This window comes from Leptospira koniambonensis (genome assembly GCF_004769555.1).
GTDB lineage: Bacteria > Spirochaetota > Leptospiria > Leptospirales > Leptospiraceae > Leptospira_B > Leptospira_B koniambonensis.
This window is the reverse complement of the sequence record NZ_RQFY01000007.1, coordinates 334,920-356,029: the sequence shown is the minus strand read 5'-3', so window position 1 is coordinate 356,029 and position 21,110 is coordinate 334,920. Positions and strand designations below refer to the sequence as shown.

The 21,110-nt window shown below is 37.9% G+C and carries 18 protein-coding genes; 3 read left to right on the top strand and 15 right to left on the bottom strand.

All coding sequences use genetic code 11. The features are described 5' to 3' along the window. Positions 1 to 262: 262 nt before the first annotated feature. The 15 genes from EHQ52_RS17075 to EHQ52_RS17005 form a co-directional block, all read right to left on the bottom strand. A complete protein-coding gene (locus tag EHQ52_RS17075; RefSeq protein WP_135616376.1) occupies positions 263 to 1,126 on the bottom strand; it encodes an RDD family protein in 864 nt (287 codons plus the stop codon). Positions 1,127 to 1,194: 68 nt separating this feature from the next. Beyond that, the gene (locus EHQ52_RS17070) at positions 1,195 to 1,713 is read right to left on the bottom strand and encodes a hypothetical protein (protein ID WP_135616375.1); all 519 of its coding nucleotides are present in this window, start codon (positions 1,711 to 1,713) and stop codon (positions 1,195 to 1,197) included. 181 nt (positions 1,714 to 1,894) lie between these two features. Next, positions 1,895 to 2,311: a hypothetical protein gene (locus EHQ52_RS20115; RefSeq protein ID WP_167492225.1), complete on the bottom strand. Its 417-nt coding sequence runs from the start codon at positions 2,309 to 2,311 to the stop codon at positions 1,895 to 1,897. 1,827 nt (positions 2,312 to 4,138) lie between these two features. Next, positions 4,139 to 4,492 carry a hypothetical protein gene (locus EHQ52_RS17065; protein ID WP_135616374.1) on the bottom strand — a complete coding sequence of 118 codons (354 nt, stop codon included), beginning with the start codon at positions 4,490 to 4,492 and terminating at the stop codon, positions 4,139 to 4,141. A gap of 237 nt (positions 4,493 to 4,729) precedes the next feature. After that, positions 4,730 to 5,044, bottom strand: coding sequence for a hypothetical protein (locus EHQ52_RS17060; RefSeq protein ID WP_135616373.1), 315 nt, complete (start codon positions 5,042 to 5,044; stop codon positions 4,730 to 4,732). 259 nt (positions 5,045 to 5,303) lie between these two features. Further along, complete coding sequence (locus EHQ52_RS17055; protein WP_135616372.1) at positions 5,304 to 6,119, bottom strand: hypothetical protein; 816 nt, start codon at positions 6,117 to 6,119, stop codon at positions 5,304 to 5,306. Continuing rightward, positions 6,112 to 6,579, bottom strand: a complete 468-nt coding sequence (locus tag EHQ52_RS17050) for a hypothetical protein (RefSeq protein ID WP_135616371.1) — start codon at positions 6,577 to 6,579, stop codon at positions 6,112 to 6,114. Before EHQ52_RS17050 ends, EHQ52_RS17055 begins: the two co-directional genes overlap by 8 nt. A gap of 620 nt (positions 6,580 to 7,199) precedes the next feature. Further along, a complete protein-coding gene (locus tag EHQ52_RS17040; RefSeq protein WP_135616369.1) occupies positions 7,200 to 7,616 on the bottom strand; it encodes a type II toxin-antitoxin system VapC family toxin in 417 nt (138 codons plus the stop codon). Then, positions 7,594 to 7,854 (bottom strand): ribbon-helix-helix protein, CopG family, encoded by a 261-nt coding sequence (locus EHQ52_RS17035; protein ID WP_135616368.1) that lies wholly within the window; start codon positions 7,852 to 7,854, stop codon positions 7,594 to 7,596. Before EHQ52_RS17035 ends, EHQ52_RS17040 begins: the two co-directional genes overlap by 23 nt. A 234-nt stretch (positions 7,855 to 8,088) precedes the next feature. After that, positions 8,089 to 8,634, bottom strand: coding sequence for a hypothetical protein (locus EHQ52_RS17030; protein ID WP_135616367.1), 546 nt, complete (start codon positions 8,632 to 8,634; stop codon positions 8,089 to 8,091). 613 nt (positions 8,635 to 9,247) lie between these two features. Further along, on the bottom strand, positions 9,248 to 9,643 hold the full coding sequence (locus EHQ52_RS17025; RefSeq protein WP_135616366.1) for a hypothetical protein: 396 nt from the start codon (positions 9,641 to 9,643) through the stop codon (positions 9,248 to 9,250). Between the two features lie 813 nt (positions 9,644 to 10,456). Further along, entirely contained in the window at positions 10,457 to 10,966 is a 510-nt protein-coding gene (locus EHQ52_RS17020; RefSeq protein ID WP_135616365.1) for a hypothetical protein, read from the bottom strand. Between the two features lie 277 nt (positions 10,967 to 11,243). Continuing rightward, positions 11,244 to 11,726, bottom strand: a complete 483-nt coding sequence (locus EHQ52_RS17015; RefSeq protein ID WP_135616364.1) for a hypothetical protein — start codon at positions 11,724 to 11,726, stop codon at positions 11,244 to 11,246. Positions 11,727 to 11,860: 134 nt separating this feature from the next. Next, positions 11,861 to 12,223 (bottom strand): hypothetical protein, encoded by a 363-nt coding sequence (locus EHQ52_RS17010; protein WP_135616363.1) that lies wholly within the window; start codon positions 12,221 to 12,223, stop codon positions 11,861 to 11,863. 42 nt (positions 12,224 to 12,265) lie between these two features. Then, positions 12,266 to 12,457, bottom strand: a complete 192-nt coding sequence (locus EHQ52_RS17005; RefSeq protein WP_135616362.1) for a hypothetical protein — start codon at positions 12,455 to 12,457, stop codon at positions 12,266 to 12,268. A gap of 542 nt (positions 12,458 to 12,999) precedes the next feature. Between EHQ52_RS17005 and EHQ52_RS17000 the strand changes: the two genes are divergently transcribed. The 3 genes from EHQ52_RS17000 to EHQ52_RS16990 all read left to right on the top strand — a co-directional run bounded on the left by EHQ52_RS17000 (position 13,000) and on the right by EHQ52_RS16990 (position 21,096). Beyond that, positions 13,000 to 15,456, top strand: a complete 2,457-nt coding sequence (locus EHQ52_RS17000; protein ID WP_135616361.1) for a hybrid sensor histidine kinase/response regulator — start codon at positions 13,000 to 13,002, stop codon at positions 15,454 to 15,456. Between the two features lie 144 nt (positions 15,457 to 15,600). Next, a complete protein-coding gene (locus EHQ52_RS16995) occupies positions 15,601 to 18,120 on the top strand; it encodes a histidine kinase N-terminal 7TM domain-containing protein (protein WP_135616360.1) in 2,520 nt (839 codons plus the stop codon). Between the two features lie 6 nt (positions 18,121 to 18,126). Next, positions 18,127 to 21,096, top strand: a complete 2,970-nt coding sequence (locus tag EHQ52_RS16990) for an MHYT domain-containing protein (RefSeq protein WP_135616359.1) — start codon at positions 18,127 to 18,129, stop codon at positions 21,094 to 21,096. Positions 21,097 to 21,110: the final 14 nt, after the last annotated feature.

The window sequence follows — 21,110 nt, the reverse complement described above, 5'->3', positions numbered from 1 at the left end:
AAGGAGCGGATAAAATCTAAAGAAGAATCTACTACCGGCGTAATTATAGAAATTGTTTAACCCTAAAGTAAAAAGAAAAAAATTATCGGATGTCCGCCTAACGACCAAGGTGTTCCGACGTTTCGCGAGTGCGCAAGCACTTGGCGCGAGACTTGCTCTGCAAGACGAGTGACAAAGCGAAATGTGCCGAAGGCCAAGCAAGGGTTGCGTAGCAATCCCGCAGCGCTGCGGAAGCACCGAAAGTTAGACGACGTGGTAGATTTTATCGAACTTGATAAAGTTTATTTTTTTCAACAACCACTGTGTTAGCTATATAATCATGAATAGCTTTTCTTTTTGAATTCACATTCATCACGAAAAATTCACTCAATAGCCAGTATAAATAAACTACATTTAAAACATTATACCATTCATATGTATAAGGCTTAATTACAGCGCCCACTGAGAAATGATTAGTCTCCATTAAAATATTTGGAGGAGCAAGTATAATTGCATGTGTTAATCCCACTGCAAGAAAAAATGAGAAAACTAAATCGATTGAAGACCTTTTAAGGCCAGATTTGAAAGATACCTGACTGAAATCATCCTGAGTTACTCGTAAGCCCGCGATCAATTTGCCAGGTGTCCCACCATACTTAGATAGCAGAAATGCTGAAAGAACGTGGATACCAAGGTATGATAGCCATTGAATGGAAATATACAAATTTAAGCTTACTTTCAAGGCAAGATTGCTTAGGAAATATATTGGAAGAATCAAAATTATACAATCAATTACTGATGATAATAATCTAATCAATAATCCAGCATATATACTTTCTCCTTCTATTTTGTTGCTACGGATAGTTCCGTAGCCTAAAAAAATTAACAATAACGAAAACAATAATACGTACCAAATCGAATATTGATTTGAGCCGGCAGGCGCAGGCATCAAAAAGACCATTACAATCAATGAGACCCCCAGCCCAAATAACAGAATGGCGAATGTGTATTTAAAAAATTTTCCCATTTTTTCTCCAAGAATAGTTTTTCTATCATGTCGTCTAACGACCAAGGTGTTCCGACGTTTGCGATGGCGCGAGGCTTGCTTTGCAAGCGAAGTGACAGAAGCAAATGTGGCGTAGCCCAAGCGAGAGTCGTGTAAGCGATCTCGAAGCGTAGCGGAAGCACCGACAGTTAGGCGACGATCGATGCTTCTTATTGATTAATTTTAAACGGCACTTTATTCATCGCAGCAAATTTAAACAATTCCGCTTCAAAATTTGGTGAATCAAAATAAGCAATCTCATAAAAAACATCGCCTTGAAACATAAACTTATAAGCTTCAATGGTCGTAATGAATGAATACCTTCCTCTAAAGGAAAACTTTATTTTTTGCAATTCTATAACATCTTTCCAGAGCAATTTTCTTAAATCATCAGCAAATGAAACCCCAGGTGACATGACAATCTCATCTTTATCTATTTGTATATAACGCTCTTGAATAATCGGCCAGTATTCTTTCAAGATACAGAAAGCACAAACTAGAGTTAAGACTACGCAAGTCTGTCTTCCAATATATCCGCGCTCGCTCAAAGAAAATAATGCGAAAAAAGCTAGCATTGAATATACAAGTGTGATTACAAAAGCATAGTACGCCTTATCCAATATTTCAAGCCGATAATATTCGGGAGTTATGAACTCTTGATACTTGCGACCAATAATTTTATTTTTCATTCAAAACAATATTTGCATCGATTTTCGCATAACGACCAAGGTGTTCCGACGTTTTGCGTTGGCGCGAGTTTGCTCTGCAAACGAAGTGACAATGCAAAATGTGGCGAAGCCCGAGCGAGAGTCGCGAAAGCGATCTCGAAGCGCAGCGGAAGCACCGACAGTTAGGCGATGAATTGCGCGTTTATAGTAAAATCTCCTTGAGTATTTCTATCGCTTTATTCGCTTCGATTCTAAACGCAATAATCGGAACGAGCAGCATTATGAATGGAAGAATTATACTGACGAAAAGTAAAATCCCCCAGAGTTCAGAGAAGGGAAAGATTAATATCAATATTAAATCAAATGAATACCAGAATATTGTTAGAATAATTTGAGGAATTGTTAACCTAATTCGAAGATCAATGGTTGTCCCTTCAGAAGTGGGAATAATCTTTCCATAAATTGTTGGAAGAAATGAATTTTTATAGTGAATTATTCGCCTAAGCCAAAACTCATTTTCTAAGATAGAACCTCGAAAAGGAAGATGATCTCTATCAAAGATAAACCATTTTTTATTCTTCTCAATAAGATTATTTAAAGCACTTTTAAACTCGCTCATGGAGGTATTGATTAATATACAATGTTTTTGATACAAAATAGGCACATTTATCGATCCTTTCAATTGAAGAAAACTCTTTTAAGAAATTCTATATTATAGATAAGTTTTTAAGCTGATAAGACAAAATTGCGCAATTTTTCGCCTAACGACCGAGGTGCTCCGACGTTCGCAACGGCACGAGTTTGCGCATGCAAACAAAGTGACGGACGCGAATGTGCCGAAGGCCAAGCGAGTGAGTCGCGAAAGCGATCTTCGAGCGGCGCGGAGGCACCGGAAGTTAGGCGAAGTATCGCTCAAGCACGTTGCACCAAAACCCTACTCTGTAAAATATACTAATAGAGCAAAGGTAAAACAAAGACAAATTTACTCTTAGAGATAAAGTAGCGAACCCTTTTCGTTGGATTCAATGAAAGAAATTCAAGTAGTTATAATCAATTCTTAACATACTGGAATGTTTTCAGCTTACTATATAAAACAAGAAAAGGGTGAAAAGCGACCTAACCTAAAATTAATTCCACTCAAATTACCACGGAAAGATTCAAACTTTCTTTTAGAAAAATAAAAAGAAAATCGCGATATTTCGCCTAACGACCAAGGTGTTCCGACGTTTGCGATGGCACGAGTTTGCTCTGCAAACGAAGTGACAGAAGTAAATGTGGCGTAGCTCGAGCGAGTGAGTCGCGATAGCGATCTCCGAGCGTAGCGGAAGCACCGATAGTTAGACGTTGTGACCTAATGAGAAACGTGATCCTTGCTTGTTCAACTACTCACTCTCTATTCCCGATTTAGAACTTCTTTTAAAAAATGAATTCGACAATGGACGGAACAGGAAGTATATTATCATCGCACCTGTAATCATACCAAAAATTATTGAACCTTTTGACTGATATGTAAAAAGACAAAGAACCGACGAGAATACATACCAACCTGTGTAAAGATATCTTATCCAATTTATACCTAAGAATGTTCCAATACTTAGAAGTATTAGAATAGCTGTACTCATCGCAAATAAAATTAGTTTCATCCAATAAGTTAGATAATTTATATTTTCCAACAATGCTGCAAATTGCGGGGTACCCCAAAGTCTGAAATATGAAAACAGGGTAAAAGCAGTAGATATACTGACTATCCAAGCTAATATTGTAATTGATCTAGGTCTTTTCATAATTTTCCTTTTAGTAAATATTGATAGGTCATGACGTCTAACGACCAAGCCTTGGCGACGTTGGCGAGCTGAGCGTAAGCGAAGACAGGCGCGAGAATTGCTCTGCAATTCGAGTGACTGAGCCAATGTGGCGAAGCCTGGAGCGAGGATGCGAAGCAGTCCGAAGCGCAACGCCAGAGGCGACAGTTAAGCGACGTGACTGCACGGACAGCAATAGTGTCCGAACTTATCCCCTATTTATACTAAAATTCAATACTGATGGATTACGGACATCCACAATATTCCATCCGTTTCAGTCGCAAATAAAATTTACTCTTAAGGAAACGGCTAGAGCATTAGAACTATTATTCATAACTACTAACCAAGGTCACCCGTTGATCGCGATGAAACGCATGCTTTAAGAGTGAAATCCACATTAGTTTTAGAAAAGATTCACAAGAATTCCAAGCTTCAAAACAAAAAGAAAATAAATTTTACAGTCATGTTCGCTTAACGACCAAGGTGTTCCGACGTTTCGCGACGGCACGAGTTTGCTATGCAAACGAAGTGACGAAAGTGAATGTGGCGTAGCCCGAGCGAGTGAGTCGCGTAAGTGATCTCCGAGCGAAGCGGAAGCACCGATAGTTAAGCGCCGTTCAAATCTATTCTTAAGCTCTATTCAATTACTCGATTATTTTTGAAGCACTTTCGCCTAAATCAACAGCAACAGCCAATAAGAGCTGTTCACGATGCGATTTTCCAATTAAATAGTCATTCACCGAAATTAACTCGAATTCTTCTAATCTCTCTTCCTCAAATTCCAAAAGAATAATATCCTTACTATTTACCAGTATCTTTACGGATATGCTCCCCTGATATTCTAAATAATTTATGACAAAATATGTATTAATATTAGGGAAATTACGTTTAACTGTTTGATCAATTAAACTCCCCTTTTGAGAAACGAAAAGGAATTCTTTTAAAGACAAAAGATCTTTTTTGAGTTTCGCTTCAGTTAAACTTCCAGTTAATTTCATCTTAAAAGTTATCTTTGATTATCTGATTTGTGAAAAGAAAACTGATTTTTTGAATGGCGCTTAACGACCAAGGTGTTCCGACGTTTGCGATGGCGCGAGACTTGCCATTGCAAGACGAGTAACAGAAGCAAATGTGGCGAAGTCCGAGCGAGAGTCGCGTAGCGATCTCGAAGCGGAGCGGAAGCACCGAAAGTTATGCGACGTTCCGTATTTTACGATCGATATCAAAAAATGTGTTCACGGAGCGCTGTTCGGTTGAATCCAATAATATGTATTCGGATCTTTTTCCAGTTTCTCATTCAAAATTTTACGAGCTTCAGGATACTTTAAATCGCTAATAAGTAAAATTCGATCTCTATTCTCATCAGACTTCCATAACGCATAGTTATCCTCGAGAACTGCTAAGAATTCATGTTTAACTAACCTATCTAATATCCAATCTACATACCTTTGAGAATCTTCTACGCCTAAATCTTGCCAAAAGACAGCATGAACATAAGGTTCAACTCTTTTCCTCGCTTCTTTCCAACGCTCGTCTGATGAATGTTTCATTTAAAGAATTCCCGATTATTAGATAGTTAAAAATACGTATATTTTATATTTAAATATAAAATAACTTATAAACTCACTAATAGTAAATTAAATATTTTTAATAACTGAAATGTCAATAGGAATGTCGTATAACGACCAAGGTGTTCCGACGTTTGCGATGGCACGAGCTTGTTATGCAAGCGTAGTGACAGAAGCAAATGTGCCGTAGGCCAAGCGAGAGTCGCGCAGCAATCTCGAAGCGTAGCGGAAGCACAGACAGTTAAGCGCCGTTTTGTTCAGTGCTAGTAAGAATGTATTTTCTTAGTAATTCTAAATTAGATTGATCGAAGGTATTATTTCTATAGTCATACTGAATAATATATACAGTATTTTTTACATTTTGCTTAAGATTTATTTTATTAAATACAAGATCTACTCCTACCTGTATACCTGAATAAATTAAGACAGAAAAACTGATTTTCACATTTGGTTTATTAAAATTCAATAATTCTTGCAAACTACTTGTTAACCGATTTCTAGAATTAATATTCTGTTTATATTCAACTACAAGTCTTCTTAAAAATGAATACCCTTTTTTAGGTTCCAATATTGCATCAATTCTCCGCATTCCTTGCTTTGAAGGAAATATTGCATCAACTGTTAAATCATAGTATTCCGAAAATTGTTTATAAAACTCGTTAATTGCAAGACTCCGAATACTCGAATGATCCGAATGCCAGTCTTTTTCCTTAGTAACATTAATATTAACCGATTCTAAGTCTTCTGGCGTAAGATGTTCTTGAGAAATTCCCAATGCACCATAATACGCCGCTTTTCTATAAGATGAATCGTTTAGAATTTGAAGTAAAAAAGATTTTTGCGGTTGATTAGAAGTTTCCTTACTGTACGATTTAAATTCTAACCAATTTGCTTTTACTTCACTATCATCTACAGCAGAAAGACCCTCTTCTATTTTCTTATCTAATTCTTGTGGGGATAAATCAGTTGCATATCGATATTCTATTGGATTTGTTTCATAGGATGCCCGCAAGCTAATCAAGGCATGCAGTGCCGCTATCTTATCATAATCAAGCATCAACAATTACCTCATATTCATTAGAATCTAAATCACCTATCAAATACTCATCTGGAAACTGACCTATATTTTGCAATCTAGTCACATGAATTCTGCTCAACTCAATTCTCCACAAAAGTGGCCGAAATGACTTTACTGGCGCTTTACTTATTATCCCTATTAAATGTCCTGCTTGTGAATATGTAAGCTTATTACTTACTTCTGACGCCACCCACATAATTAAATTGCGTTTTAACTGTACAATTCTACTGTGATTATAATCATTAGTTGCCGTTATCCTTGAAAGTTCTTCATACAAGCGCAAGGGATTAGATGATAATCCATTATTTAATGGGTGAATTTCAGTTGCAAACCAGATCCGATACTTCCCACCAAAGTAGTTATCAGATAAATACTTTGCCAACCAAGTCTGGCACGAGTAACCATACTGTTTATTCAGGTGAAGTTCTAAAGTTGCCATAAAAATCTAATTTCCAAAATGGCGCTTAACGACCAAGGTGTTCCGACGTTTTGCGTTGGAACGAGTTTGCTTTGCAAACGAAGTTACAATGCAAAATGTGGCGCAGCCCGAGCGAGTGAGTCGCGTTAGCGATCTCCGAGCGGAGCGGAAGCACCGATAGTTAGGCAGCAGTATCGCTAAAACACGGTGCACCAAAACCCTACTCTGTAAAATCTACAAATAGAGCAAAGGTCATATAAAGATAAATCTACTTTTAGATTAAAAATAGCGAACCCTTTTCGTTGGATTCAGTGAAAGAAATGAAAGTAGTTTTATTAAATTCCTAACATACTGGAATGCTTTTTCAGTCTACAACACAAGGCAAGAAAAGGGTGAAAAGCGATCGGACTTTAAGTGGATCCTCACTTTATTTCAAAACAGAATTCACAACTTTTAACTAAAAAATTAAAAAAGAAAATCGCGATATTGCGCCTAACGACCAAGGTGTTCCGACGTTTGCGATGGCACGAGTTTGCTCTGCAAACGAAGTGACAGAAGCAAATGTGGCGAAGCCCGAGCGAGAGTCGCGTTAGCGATCTCGAAGCGATGCGGAAGCACCGATAGTTATACGCTGGGCTGGCCTAATTCTTATATAAATTTGCGAGATATTTGCCTTTAAGAGTTTTGTATATGGAGAAGTCTGAATCTATACTAATAATATTATAGATGCCTTCCCTTTCCGCTATGCACATTAAAGACGCATCGGCCAAATCCATTGGCAAATCTGAATACTTTTGCATCCTACTCTTTATATATTTTAGATCTTCTAATGTTATATCTAAAATTTGCAGACTCCCACGCTCTATCCATTCCAAAAAGTCAGACTGGGCATTTATTGAAAAAGAAAGTAAATAGATTACTTCAGTGACCACAGGCCAAGTAGTAAACAATGATCCTTTAAATCCCTTTAGGAACTTAAATACTGGTTTATGATAATTATCTGATGAATTAAATAATGCGATGATTGGACCAGAATCAACGAGAGCTGCGTTTTTCATTCTTGTCCTTTAGTATTTCTTTTAATGCACTTTTCCTATTCTGAGATAATTCCTGATTGTTAGCAGAATGTTTACCAAATAGATCTTCGCCTAATTCAAAGGGTGTTTTATTTGAACTATGATTCTTGATATATTCAAGAATTGATTCTTTTACGATCTCAGAGCGACTTTTACCCTTGGATTTTGCAAATGAATCTAATTGCCTTTCTAAATCGGGTGGTATTCTTAAACTGATCACAAATCCTTTGTATCACCTTTTTGTATCACAATCAAGAATTTTATCCAATTTTTCTGAAAAAGTCAATTTTGCCAGCCTTGCGTATAACGACCAAGGTGCTCCGACGTTCGCAACGGCACGAGTTTGCTATGCAAACGAAGTGACGGACGCGAATGTGCCGGAGGCCAAGCGAGAGTCGCGTAGCGAGCTCGAAGCGCTGCGGAGGCACCGTAAGTTATGCGCCGTATGATTCTTTCAATCATTAAAGCCGTAAATTCGGTAGCTGCCGCCAGTAATTTCCTTTGTCCTAATATCTATCTGAAATTCTTTCCATTCGTTAATCGAATCCATCGCATCATAAGAAAGACCCTTGATGATATCATTTTCGATGCGTAATTCTTTAATTCCATCCCAAGAAATTCTGCCTGAATCCCAATAGTCAAAATTGCTATTTAGAAAATAAACATTTACAGGATCATGTAATATAAGGAGATCTTCAAATTTGAGAATTAATTCTATTGAAGAAAACAATATTTCAATGGGCTTTAAGATATTTGGATCTATAATATATACGATTCCTTGTGCACACACCAATATATAGTTTGTATCGAAAAATTCCACAACGCATTTTAAATTTGAAAATCCACCTGCAAAATTCCCAACCCAGAAAGTTCCATCGTCTTTAATAAACTTTACGACAAATCCTTCTTGAAAAAATGATCTGTCATCATCCGTAATTGAAATATACATTGGCCCATACGGGGGCAACCCATTTAGAATTTCAAATTTCCGATGGTTCATTTATCAGTGATATTAGTTTGAGTTTAATCATATGGCGCATAACGACCGAGGTGCTCCGACGTTCGCAACGGCACGACTTTGCTCATGCAAACGAAGTGACGGACGCGAATGTGGCGAAGCCCAAGCGAGCGGGTTGCGTTAGCAAGCCCCGAGCGGCGCGGAGGCACCGGAAGTTAAGCGACGTCCGATCCAAATACGGTGCATTCCAAATAGTTGTATTTCTATTATTCGGTAAATTGCCGTTTCGATAAAGTTCATTCTTTTAGATGCCAAATCTCCGCTCCGAATACGGGACCCGTTTCTACCGCCAAACCGCAATCTAATCATCAAGATGAAACTTTAAAACTCGGCACCAGAGCATCTCAGGAGCGGCCTAACATTCGAAAGATTTCGCTCGGCTCTTTCTAAAGAATATTTTATCCTAAAATAAAAAAGAAGATATTTATCGGATGTCCGCTTAACGACCAAGGTGTTCCGACGCTTGCAATGGCACGAGTTTGCACATGCAAACGAAGTGACAGAAGCAAATGTGGCGTAGCCCGAGTGAGTGGTCGCGTTAGCGATCCACGAACGTAGCGGAAGCACCGATAGTTAGGCGATGCGATGCACCCTATTAAACCGGATTTGTGAATAGTCCAACAATTCTAGTAACTATCACTTGCGCCACTCTTCGAGATCCTTCGACAAGAAATCCCGTAGTTCCTTCCTTAAGATGATTTTGGTGAAAAACCCTCATTGTTTGATCAAGTATCCACATACTTGCTCTACCTTGCTTATCAACTGATACATTTAAATCTGTTAATATTGAACCATCATTCGAATAAAACTCAGGCCAAATCATATAGATCCTCCTTGAATGATCATTCATAGGATAATATTCAAAATCACATCTATATCCTTGAAATGGCAAAGTTTTGCGACCACCTTCCAATTCATCGATAAACTCGTAGGCAATTTCGAAATCTGCAGAATGTGATGATTTTTCAGAATATGATTTCCATTTATTCATTCTTTATCTGTGAATAAAAAATTTTTGCATCGTTTCGCCTAACGACCAAGGTGTTCCGACGTTTCGCGAGTCCGGAGGACTTGGCGCGAGGCTTGCTCCGCAAGACGAGTGACAAAGCGAAATGTGGCGCAGCCCGAGCGAGAGTCGCGTAGCGATCTCGAAGCGTAGCGGAAGCACCGATAGTTAGGCGAAGTGCTGTTGCTAAAACAAGCCTATTTTAGCAGTTTATGGATTTGAATTTCAATATCTTCAATTGAGTTTAAACATTTCTGCATTAAATCCTCAATCTCGTTTCCGTAGTGTGACACTTCATTTCCAGTATCCCTCTTACACGCACCATGATACATTCCTGAACGACATTCGGTGAATTTAACCTCCCAATTCGAATATTTCGAAAGAAGCAAATTTAATTCTTCATATGTTAAATTCTTTTTCCGAAACTCCTGATTGTCCTTGTTTACTATGTGTTTTAGCGCTTTTAAAATATGAACAAACATAATTAAATTGATTTTCATTCAGGCATTTTACAATTTCGATAGAAGCTTTAACTAATAAACGGAAATTAGAAAGTTAATGCGTCTATATAATATTACCAATCAATTGCATAGCTAATATTAAGAAAGATTATAACAGTATTTCGCATAACGACCAAGGTGTTCCGACGTTTGCAACGGCCCGAGTTTGCTCTGCAAACAAAGTGACGGAAGCAAATGTGGCGCAGCCCGAGCGAGAGTCGCGTAGCGATCTTGAAGCGACGCGGAAGCACCGATAGTTAAGCGCAGTGATCTAAATTAAGAAAATAGCGCCTTAAAATCAGGAAATCTTATTAGATTCTGAGGCAGCAAGATAAAATTCCTTAATTAAATTCATATCCCCAGATAGTGCATACTGCGGCACATAGATTGAAAGACCTCTTTGCAAAACTAAGAAGAAACCATTCTTAGCAATTATAAAATCTTTAATCCCTTCCCAAGTACTCTCGCCGTTTGAAGTTTTACCTTGAGTCTTTAAACCCTTTTCGGTAAAAGAAATTAATATCTCAGAGTCAAGATCACTTTCCCTAATCATAATCTGAAACCAACGATTCTTATCAAAATAATGCCATATCAATGATCCGATTCCACTTGTTAGCAACAATAGCCCCAGAAAGGAATACTTAGTAGCTATCAACAATGATATAGTTAAAATACTTATTCCCAGAAAAAGGGACCCTAAGCTAAATTGCATCACATGTTTTCTATACTTACTTCTATATAATATCCAATCCGCCCAAAATTGTTCAAAGTAATCTGGACTAAATTTCCATTTGGCGTTAATCTCCATTCTTTCTTACTCTTTAAATTTATTAATTTGATATTTTCATCCACTTCAAAAGAAGATTAGATCATTGCGCCTAACGACCAAGGCTTGACGACGTTTCGCGAGTGCGTTAGCACTTGGCGCGAGACTTGCTACTGCAAGGCGAGTGACAAAGCGAAATGTGCCGGAGGCCAAGCAAGGGTGCGAAGCATCCCGTAGCGCCGCGTCAGAGCCGATAGTTAGGCGTAGTCCGTAATTAATTGGAAATACCTAGCCGAAGCAGTTCCTAAAAATAAATGCATCAGGCTTTCTCTTCAGATTTCATTTGGCGTATCTTTTTTATAGAAAGAAAGATCACAAGAATACCCAATAGCGGCACAAAAAGAACCCCAGGCCAATATCCTAATTGCTCATACACAAAAGCTACAGGTGCCCAAATGCTAACTCGTTCTACGCTCCCAGATTCTAATTTGTTAAGATCCCACGCAATCACAATGGAGAGAAAAGGAAAAGAGACAAAGGACAAATACATCATATTTTTGAAATATTTAATTTTTTCAGCAACTGTCGCATCTAACGGGGGAGCAAACGCTTGCTCTTCCTCTCTAATTTCTTTAACTTCTTTAAATTTTAGGTAAGAGAAAAATGCAAAAAGAAGACCTATACCTAAAGCAAAATAAAGTCCGAATTCATCTGTCTTTTCCCACATTGGTAAACTTAAAGCGAATATTGATATTCCAGCAAACCCGATAGCTGTAAGTTTCGTATAATTTTTCAGTTTCATTTATCTCTTTCCTCAATAGATTTTTAAATAACAATAATTATATACGGATTTCGTATAACGACCAAGGTGTTCCGACATTTTGCGTTTGCGACGCGGGAGCACCGACAGTTAGGCAAAGTGCTCCGTATTAGAATTTAATCCTTTTTGAGAAATTTATTACCGCTAGAGTAATTAAGATAGGAACCCAATATGAATACCACTCCTGCTGGAATCATAAGTATAGCGACCCCATTGGAAAGATTCAAAAATCCAAATCCTAAAAAAACAATTCCAAGTAGTAGATAGATCAGAGAACTTCTCTTAAAAGTCCCGGCAGTAGTTGCATATGTTTTCTTACTTTTATTTAATAATTCGCCGTAAAACTTAACTTCTTGCTCGCACAATCCATGGCAGGAAATTCCTAATCCAGTATCGACAGCGCAGATTGAACACAAAGCTTTGTTGCAATGTTTACAAATTGCAATTGCATCCTGTTCATTGTGTGAATAACATTTCATTCTAAATCTCCTTCCTATTTTAAGATATTTTTGCTATCCAATTTACTGCTTCTCATTTAGTTTTTCCGAAATCTGTAATTCAATTTCTTCTGCCATTTTTAAACATTTGGAAATTATTTCTTCGTATTCGGTCCCATCGCAGGAAACTATATTTCCTGAGTTTCGTAATCCAGAAGCACGATAATAATTGTTACTGATTTCTCGTACGTTGAATTCCCAATTTGGGAATTTCATTAATATTTCATCGTGATTAAGCAACATGCTACCTTTAAAAAAATACTAAATATGTGTATAGTAATTTATTTTGGATTCAGAATATAGCTCCGCCCCTTCAGTCACACTGAAGCAAAAAAATCTAATAAAAAAGAAATCGCCGGTCCTCATTTGACGTTTCTGGTAGAATTTTGCCTTTTTTACTCGCGTTTCGACTTACTGCCAGCAAATTCCAAAATTCCAGGAATGTTACTCTTAAATTATCCGTTATGCGTTTGTTCAGGACAAATTTATTGATCAAAGATGATAAAAATTTTCTAGGAGGTCCAACAAGACTAGGCATCGTTTAACATGTGTTGTTGGAATTTTTTTGGAAATATATTCGAGGCCCCATCACTCAAAGGACAATTATGGCATGACAAAACTGTCAGAGTCCTTTAAAAACTGAACAGATTCTAATGGAATTTTTTAGGAAATTAGATATTCTATTTTATCCGTATTCTTTAATTTTGAAATGAATTCGTTTATTTTCGGATCTTTCATTTCTATATTAGGCAAACTAGATGGATCATTCTTCCTCTCACAGCCCTGATTTTCGTCTTCTTTTCGAATCTATTCCAGGTTTGTATCTGGTACTTTCTCCAGAGCTCAAAATCATTGCAGTAAGCGATGGATATCTCAATGCCACTCGAACCGAGAGAGATAAAATTTTAGGCAGAGGCATTTTCGATGTTTTTCCGGATAATCCTGACGATCCGGAAGCGACAGGTGTGAGTAATCTCCATAGTTCTCTTCTTCGCGTTTTGGAAACAAAAGCTCCGGACACCATGGCTGTGCAAAAATATGATATCCAACTTCCGGAAGAAGAAGGTGGAGGTTTTGCCGTAAAGTATTGGAGTCCTTTAAATTCTCCAGTTTTTAATAAAAAAGGAAAGGTAGAATGTATCATCCATAAGGCGGAAGACATCACTGAGTTTGTTCTTCTGAAACAAAAAGGAGATCAACAAACTGAGATGACTGAAGCTCTTCGTTCTAGAACAGAAGAGATGGAAACAGAGATTATCCGACGTTCTCAGGAATTACAGTCTGCAAATAAAAGTTTGAGAGAAACTGAGAAGATCAAAAACGAATTTTTTGCAAATATTTCCCACGAGCTTAGAACTCCTCTTAGTTTGATCTTAGCCCCTGTCGAATCTATTCTTTCCGATAAAGGTTCTAACCTTTCTTCCAATAATATTCAGATGTTGGGAACAGTTCATAATAATTCAGTCAGACTTCTTCAGATGGTGAATAGTCTATTAGATTTTTCTAAATTTGAAGCTGGTAAAATGAAAGTAGAACTTGAGCCTACGAATATCTGCAATCTGGTCGATACCATCTTAAAAGACTTCGAGCCTAGTGCTTTGGAAAAGAATATCCAAATCCGAAAGGAATTTACTTCTCCAGATCTAAATGTTTTGATCGATCGTTATTTATTCGAGAGAATCTTTTTTAACCTTCTTTCCAACGCATTAAAATTCACCCCTAAAGATGGAAACATCTCCGTTACCTTAACTTATTCTAAAGATCAACTTCTTCTTTCTGTTCAGGATTCTGGGATTGGGATCTCGGAAGAAGATCAGAAAATTATTTTCAAAAAATTCCAACAAGCAGAAGGTTCATCTACCAGAAGATACGGTGGAACAGGGCTCGGACTTGCAATGGTAAAAGATTTTTCAGAACTTTTAGGCGGTTCTGTAGAAGTTACTAGCAAGCTAAACTCAGGAAGTAAATTTAGTGTTAAAATTCCGACACAAAAAGCAGAGTCAGCGGAGAAAGATCCTTCTTCCAAAATTTCCTCCCATTCTACCCAATTTTCTAGTTTAGAAATTTCTAATAAAGAAAATGCGGATATTTCGGACAAACCGAAAGTTTTGATCTGCGAAGACAACGAAGATCTTTCTAGTTATATTTATTCCATTCTCTCTCCTTTCTGCCAGGTAAGATCCGCTGAAAACGGAAAAGAAGGTCTAAAATTAGTTTATTCCTGGGACCCCGATCTGGTCCTTTCGGATGTGATGATGCCTGAAATGGATGGAGTTCAGCTTTGTAAAGAGATCAAAGCAGATCCTAAAATTTCAAAAACTATTGTGGTACTTCTAACTGCATTAACTCATAGAGAGGCAATGTTAAAAGGTTGGGAAGCAAAGGCGGACGAGTATTTATGTAAACCCTTCCATCCTGAAGAATTGATCGTGAGAGTGAAATCTCTTCTCGCAATTGCAGAAGATAGAAAGAAAAATTTAGAAACATTAGAACAGAAAAATTTCGAATTGGAATTTGCAAACGCTGAGTTAGAAGCATTCTCCTATTCTGTTTCCCATGATTTAAGGGCACCATTGAGAGCAATCCAAGGGTATACCCAAATGATCTTAGAAGATCATAGTGCTGTTCTGGATCCGGAAGGGGTCCGATTCCTAAATGTTCTTATAGACTCAACAAAAAGAATGGAAAATCTAATCGATAACCTATTAGAATTTTCTAAAGTAGGGAAAAAGGAACTGAAGGACTCCACCTTTGATCTTACAGAAGTTGCCGAAAATGTGGTAAGTCTGATCAAGGACCAAACAGAACATAACGCTGAAATTATAATTCATCCACTTGCAAAAGTAACTACAGACAGAGATATGATGTCTTATGTATTCCAAAACCTGATCTCCAATGCGGTAAAATATTCCGCCAAAAAAGAAAGACCTAAGGTGGAGATAGGAGTCACGAATACAGAAAAAGGTAAAACATTCTTCGTAAAAGACAATGGAGCCGGTTTCGATATGAAATATTACAATCGACTTTTCGGTGTATTCCAAAGATTGCATAGACAGGATGAATTTTCAGGCACAGGAGTGGGCCTTGCGATCGTACATAGGATCGTCACGCGATATAAGGGTTCGGTTTGGGCAGAAGGTAAACTAGGAGAAGGTGCTTCCTTCTTCTTTACCTTGGGAGAAAAAGTCGGAACCGCGGTCGGTTTTCGTAACTGAAATACATAATAAACTCTATAATTTCTTTACTTAAGAGATAAATTTACTCTTCAAAGATTGGATAGAACCGGCTAATACGTCTTATATTTTAAGCTTAGAAACTTTCTCCTTGAGCCGAAGGGGTGGCGTTCAAAATTAGTTTGCATGGGAACGGAAGTCCAATCTTTATCCTGGTTTAAATGGACTCCTTACGCGATCCTTCCGTTAATCAGCCTATTTCTTTCCGTTCTCTCTCTTAGAGCAGGATTCAAAAGCAGACAAACCTCAGGTGCTCCAGAATTCATTCTGGTATGTCTTGGAATCGTTCTTTATAGCTTCGGATATTTTTGGGAGATAGTCAGCACAAGACCTGAACACATTATCTTTTGGGATAATTTTCAATTTATAGGTCCGGATCTTCTAATCGCTTCCCTACTTTTCCTCTGCTTAAGAGTAGCGAATTTAAATAGATTCATTCATCCGATCAGCATTATTCTTTTTTCATTCATTCCTATCTGCACCGAAATCGCGGTTTGGTTCGGACCAGAAGAATGGATCCGCCCTTCGTATAGATTCGACCCGTCCGCTCCTTGGCTTGCATTGATCTATGAATACGGACCTTGGATGCAGGTCTATGTAATCAATTCAATTTCCATATTCACTCTGTGTATTATAATTTTAATATATGGTGCTTGGTCTCAAAGAGCATTCCACAGAATAAGATGTTTAGTTTTTATGATCGGGATCTCTCTTCCATTCGGAAGCCAGGTCATGACTGCGGGGGGTTTTATCCCTTTCATCCATCCTAAGCTGGACATTTTCCCTTTAACTGCAAGTTTTGCATTGATCGTTTGGATGTACGGTCTTTTCTATTTTAGGATCTTAAATCTGATCCCATTAGCAAGGAACCAAGTATTCGAATATATACAAGATGCAGTTTTTGTAATGAACTCTTCCGGTTTTCTTTTGGATGCAAATGTTTCCGCTTTAAATTTGCTTGGGTCGGCAAGATTAAGGCAGGATTCCAAACTATCCGAATTTCTTCCGGACCTGGGGATTCTTGTAGAAGAATGCCGTACCAATAAAAAAACAAGCACAGAATGGAAAACGAATCATGGAAAATATTATGATGTTTCCGTTCGGTCCCAAAGAGCAGAAGGCTCTCATATCACAATTGTAGTATTAAGAGATGTGACCCAAAGGGCAATCTCCGAAAGAAAACTTTCTGAAAGAAGGGATATTCTTCAGAGTATTCTAGATTCAACTAGCATCCTGTTTTTAGTTTTGGATGGAGACGGCAAATTAATTTTATTGAATAAAGCCTGTTTACAAACCACAGGATTCGATTTGATGGAGTTAGAAGGGAAAGTATTTTGGGAAACTGAACTATTTGCAGAAGAAAGTAAAACAATCGCAAAAGTTTTTGAGCAACGTTTTGCAAAGAAGAAGTTCCCGAAACATACAAGTGTACTTCTCAGGACCAAAGACGGAAAATCAAGAAGAACTCTCTGGGAGCATAAAGAAGTCAGAGATAGAAACGGTCATTTGCAATATGTGATCTCTACCGGGACAGATGCTACAGGCCTAAAAGAAGCAGAATTTAGAATAGAAACATTACAAAGAGCGAATGAAGAAATTTTAGCCCAAAAAGAGATCATTGAATCTCAAAAATTCGATCTGGAAGATGCTCTTCAAAATCTAAAAAGGACCCAAGCAAAACTGATCCAGGCATCTAAACTTGCGGATCTAGGACAATTAGCCGCAGGGATAGCCCATGAGATCAATAATCCCATAGGCGCAATCCAAGCAGCGGGTTTTAATATTCTTTCCTATTTAGAAAAGATCAGAACGGATTTACGTTCTATTCTTCCACTTCTCTCTTCTTTATCAGATAGGGATTGGAATTCCTACAAAGAACTGATCTCTTTAGGAGTTTCTTCCAAAGAAATATTGATCGGCCTGGAAAGAAGAAGGGTTCTTGCAGAGGTCAAAACGGAAATGAAATCAGCAGATATTCTTTTCCCTGAGGAAACTGCAGATCTTTTTGTAGATTTCGGAATTGCTTCTTCTTGGAAAAATTTTGAACAAATATTAAAAAATCAGAATACAAGAGAACTTCTACCCTTCTTTTTAAATCTTTTGGGACCAGAACAATGTGTGGATACGATCAAAACCGCAGTAGAACGTTCCGCAAAAATTGTATATGCACTCAGAAGTTTTGCACATTTCGAGTCTTCTCATAAGAAGAGAAAATTTTCCTTAAAAGAAAATATAGATACTGTTCTGACACTTTACCAAAATCTGTTCAAACATGGTGTAGAGGTTTCGACTAACTTAGATGGTATCCCGGAATTTTTGGGTTTCCCGGATGATTTAATGCATCTATGGACAAATTTGATCATGAATTCCGTCCAGGCAATGTCATATAAAGGTTCCATAGGGATCAACGCTGCATTACAGGATAATGAAGTAGTAGTTTCTATCCAAGACAAAGGACCTGGGATCCCAGCAGAAGTGCAAGACCAAGTATTCGATGCATTCTTTACAACCAAACCTTTGGGAGAAGGTTCCGGTTTAGGTTTGGATATAGCAAAGCGAATTGTAGAAAAACATAAGGGAAGGATCTGGTTTGATTCTTCTCCTGGAAATACTATATTTTACGTGGGGCTTCCTTTCGAGGTCTGATTTTTTGTGATCGCATTTTTAGAAAATTTTTTCATTTATAATTCATCTGCTAAACTTCTTACGGCAACTTATAATCCTTGGTTGGTTGTTCTTTCCGTTTTGATGGCGATATTCGCTTCTTATATCGCTCTTCAAATAGTAGGACAGAAGGTTCCAGAATCTTCTCCATCTATTACGAAATATTTAATTTCTTCTGCTGCGAGCCTTGCATTAGGTTGTGGCGTTTGGTCTATGCATTTTATAGGAATGCTTTCCTTTGAGTTATGCACGACTGTTCAATATGATAAAAGTTTAACTATTCTTTCTATTTTTCCAAGTCTTCTTGCTTCTACCATCGCACTATCATTTGTTAATCGTCCTAAAATTTCAGCTACTGAATTAATATTAGGTGGAGTACTTGTGGGCTCTGGGATCGGAGCAATGCATTATACAGGTATGGGAGCCATGGAAACTGGACCATACTTACGTTATGATCCATGGTTTTTTGCATTGTCCATCGTAGTTGCAGTGGTTCTCGCAATACTTTCTCTTTGGGTAAGATTCGGCTTAGAAAATTTGAAATTAGGGACTCTCTGGCCTTCTCTCATTTCTGCCGTAACCATGGGATCTGCTATTTCAGGAATGCATTATACAGGTATGGCAGCTGCAAGGTTTATTGGAGAAGATGATAAAAATCTAATCTCTCAAACTGCAGATTCTACATTCTTAGCACTTTCAGTTTCTTTGATCACGATTGCATTCACGCTGTTTGCATTCGCAGTTAACTGGTTCTTAAGATACCGAGATCTAGTGAACAACTTAAGAGTCAGTGAATCCAGACTTAGGACAATCATCACCACTGCAGTAGATGGTGTGATCACAATGAACGGCCAAGGTAATATAAAAGAACTTAATCGTTCTGCGGAACTGATCTTCGGTTATGAAAACTCTGAAGTGGTAGGTAAAAATATCAGAGAGCTGATGCCTGATCCTTACTATAATGTAAAAGATACAAATTCAGAGACAATGTTAAGTGCAGGCTTCTCTAAAATTATAGGGAGCAGCAGAGAAGTTATAGGTGTTAGAAAAGACGGATCCGACTTTCCAGTACGCATAGCGATAGGACATGGAAAACTCTCTGGAGAAGATCTATTCGTTGGTTTTGTGACTGATATCAGCGAAAGAAAAATGATCGAGAACGCATTAAAACAAAGTGAACAACAAGTGCGTTCCATGATCGAAAATATCCCAGGTATCACTTACAGATGTCTTCCGAATAATGACTGGAATATGTTATTCATGAGTGATTCTACCGAATCTATTCTAGGCTATCCTGTCCAAGATTTTGTAAGCGCGGGCTCCGTACGATCTTTCAAAGATATTGTTCATCCTGATGATCTTAAGATGGTAGAGTCCATAGTCGATTCTGCAGTCGCAGGAAAAAGAGCATTTACTTTAGAATATAGGATCATCCACCAAAACGGAGAGATTAGATGGCTTTGGGATAATGGATGTGGAGTTTATGGCGGAAATGGAGAAGCAATTTTCATAGACGGAGTTATTTTAGATATCACCGAAAGAAGAAGAATGGAAGAAGCATTACGTAAAGAAAAAGAAAAAGCGGAACTTGCTGCGATCACTAAAACTTCTTTCTTAGCGAATATGAGCCATGAGATCCGAACTCCGATGAATGCCATCCTTGGATTTACCGAAGTCCTTCTTTCGGATGAATTAGAAAAAAATCATAGAACCCATTTGGAGACCGTTAAAAGTTCCGCAAAATCTTTATTAAGACTTTTGAATGATATTTTGAACACTGCGAAACTCGAGAAAGGCGCAGTGGAATTGGAAGAATTGGACTTCTCCCTTTTCAAATTGATCGCTGAATTAAAATCCACTTTAGGGATCAGTGCTAGAAAGAAAAATTTAGAATTTGAAGTGATCCAAGATCCTTATCTTCCTGAATTTTATAAGGGAGATTCTTTACGTATCAGGCAAATATTAATGAACCTGATCGGTAATGCAGTCAAATTTACAGACAGTGGAAAAGTTAGTTTAAAAGTAATCAGAGAAGAAGGAAAACTTCATTTTGCAGTCCAAGATACTGGGATCGGGATCCAAGCAGATCGACTAGAGAAAATTTTCGAACCATTCACTCAGGCAGATATTTCTACAACAAGACGTTTTGGTGGAACTGGACTCGGAACTACGATCTGCAAACAATTAACTGAGCTTATGGGTGGAAAGATCTGGGCAGAAAGTGCACTCGGAAAAGGAAGTACATTTCATGTACTTCTTCCTTTAGAAGAAGGGAAACCTAGGCAAGAAAATAAATTACAAACAGGGATCAAACTTCCACCTCTAAAGATCTTAGTAGTGGATGATGTAGAAAAAAATACAGAACTAATAAGCCTTCTTCTCCAAAACCTTGGGCACCAAGTAGAATCGTCGTATAACGGAGAGGACGCGGTAAAAAAAGTCACGACCGGATCTTTCAATTTAGTTCTAATGGACGTACAGATGCCCGGACTGGATGGCCGCCAAGCAACCAGGGTTATCCGAATGCATGAGGCCCAGGAAAATGTTTCTAGGACCCCTATTTTAGCATTGACCGCCAGTGTTTTTGAAGACGATAAAAATGCTGCGACTGCTGCAGGGATGGATGGATTTGTCTCCAAACCGGTGGAGATGGATCAATTGATCGCTGAGATCGCAAGAGTATTAGGTTATACTGAAACGATCTCAAATCCGGAAATTACTCTTTCCGAAAAAGATATAGAATGGGATCCTAAAAAAGCTTCCATTCTGGCAAAAGAACTATCCAACTCTTTCCAAAGAGGTTCGATAGAAGAAGAATACTTAGAAGAATTTTCGGATCTGATCCGAGCAAAAGTGGAAAATTCCGATTTTAAATCTTTTCGTTCTAAAATAGAACAATTCGAATTCGAAGAGGCATATACTCTTCTCAAAAAATTTATTACCCAATTCGAATTATAAACGGATTTCGGAAA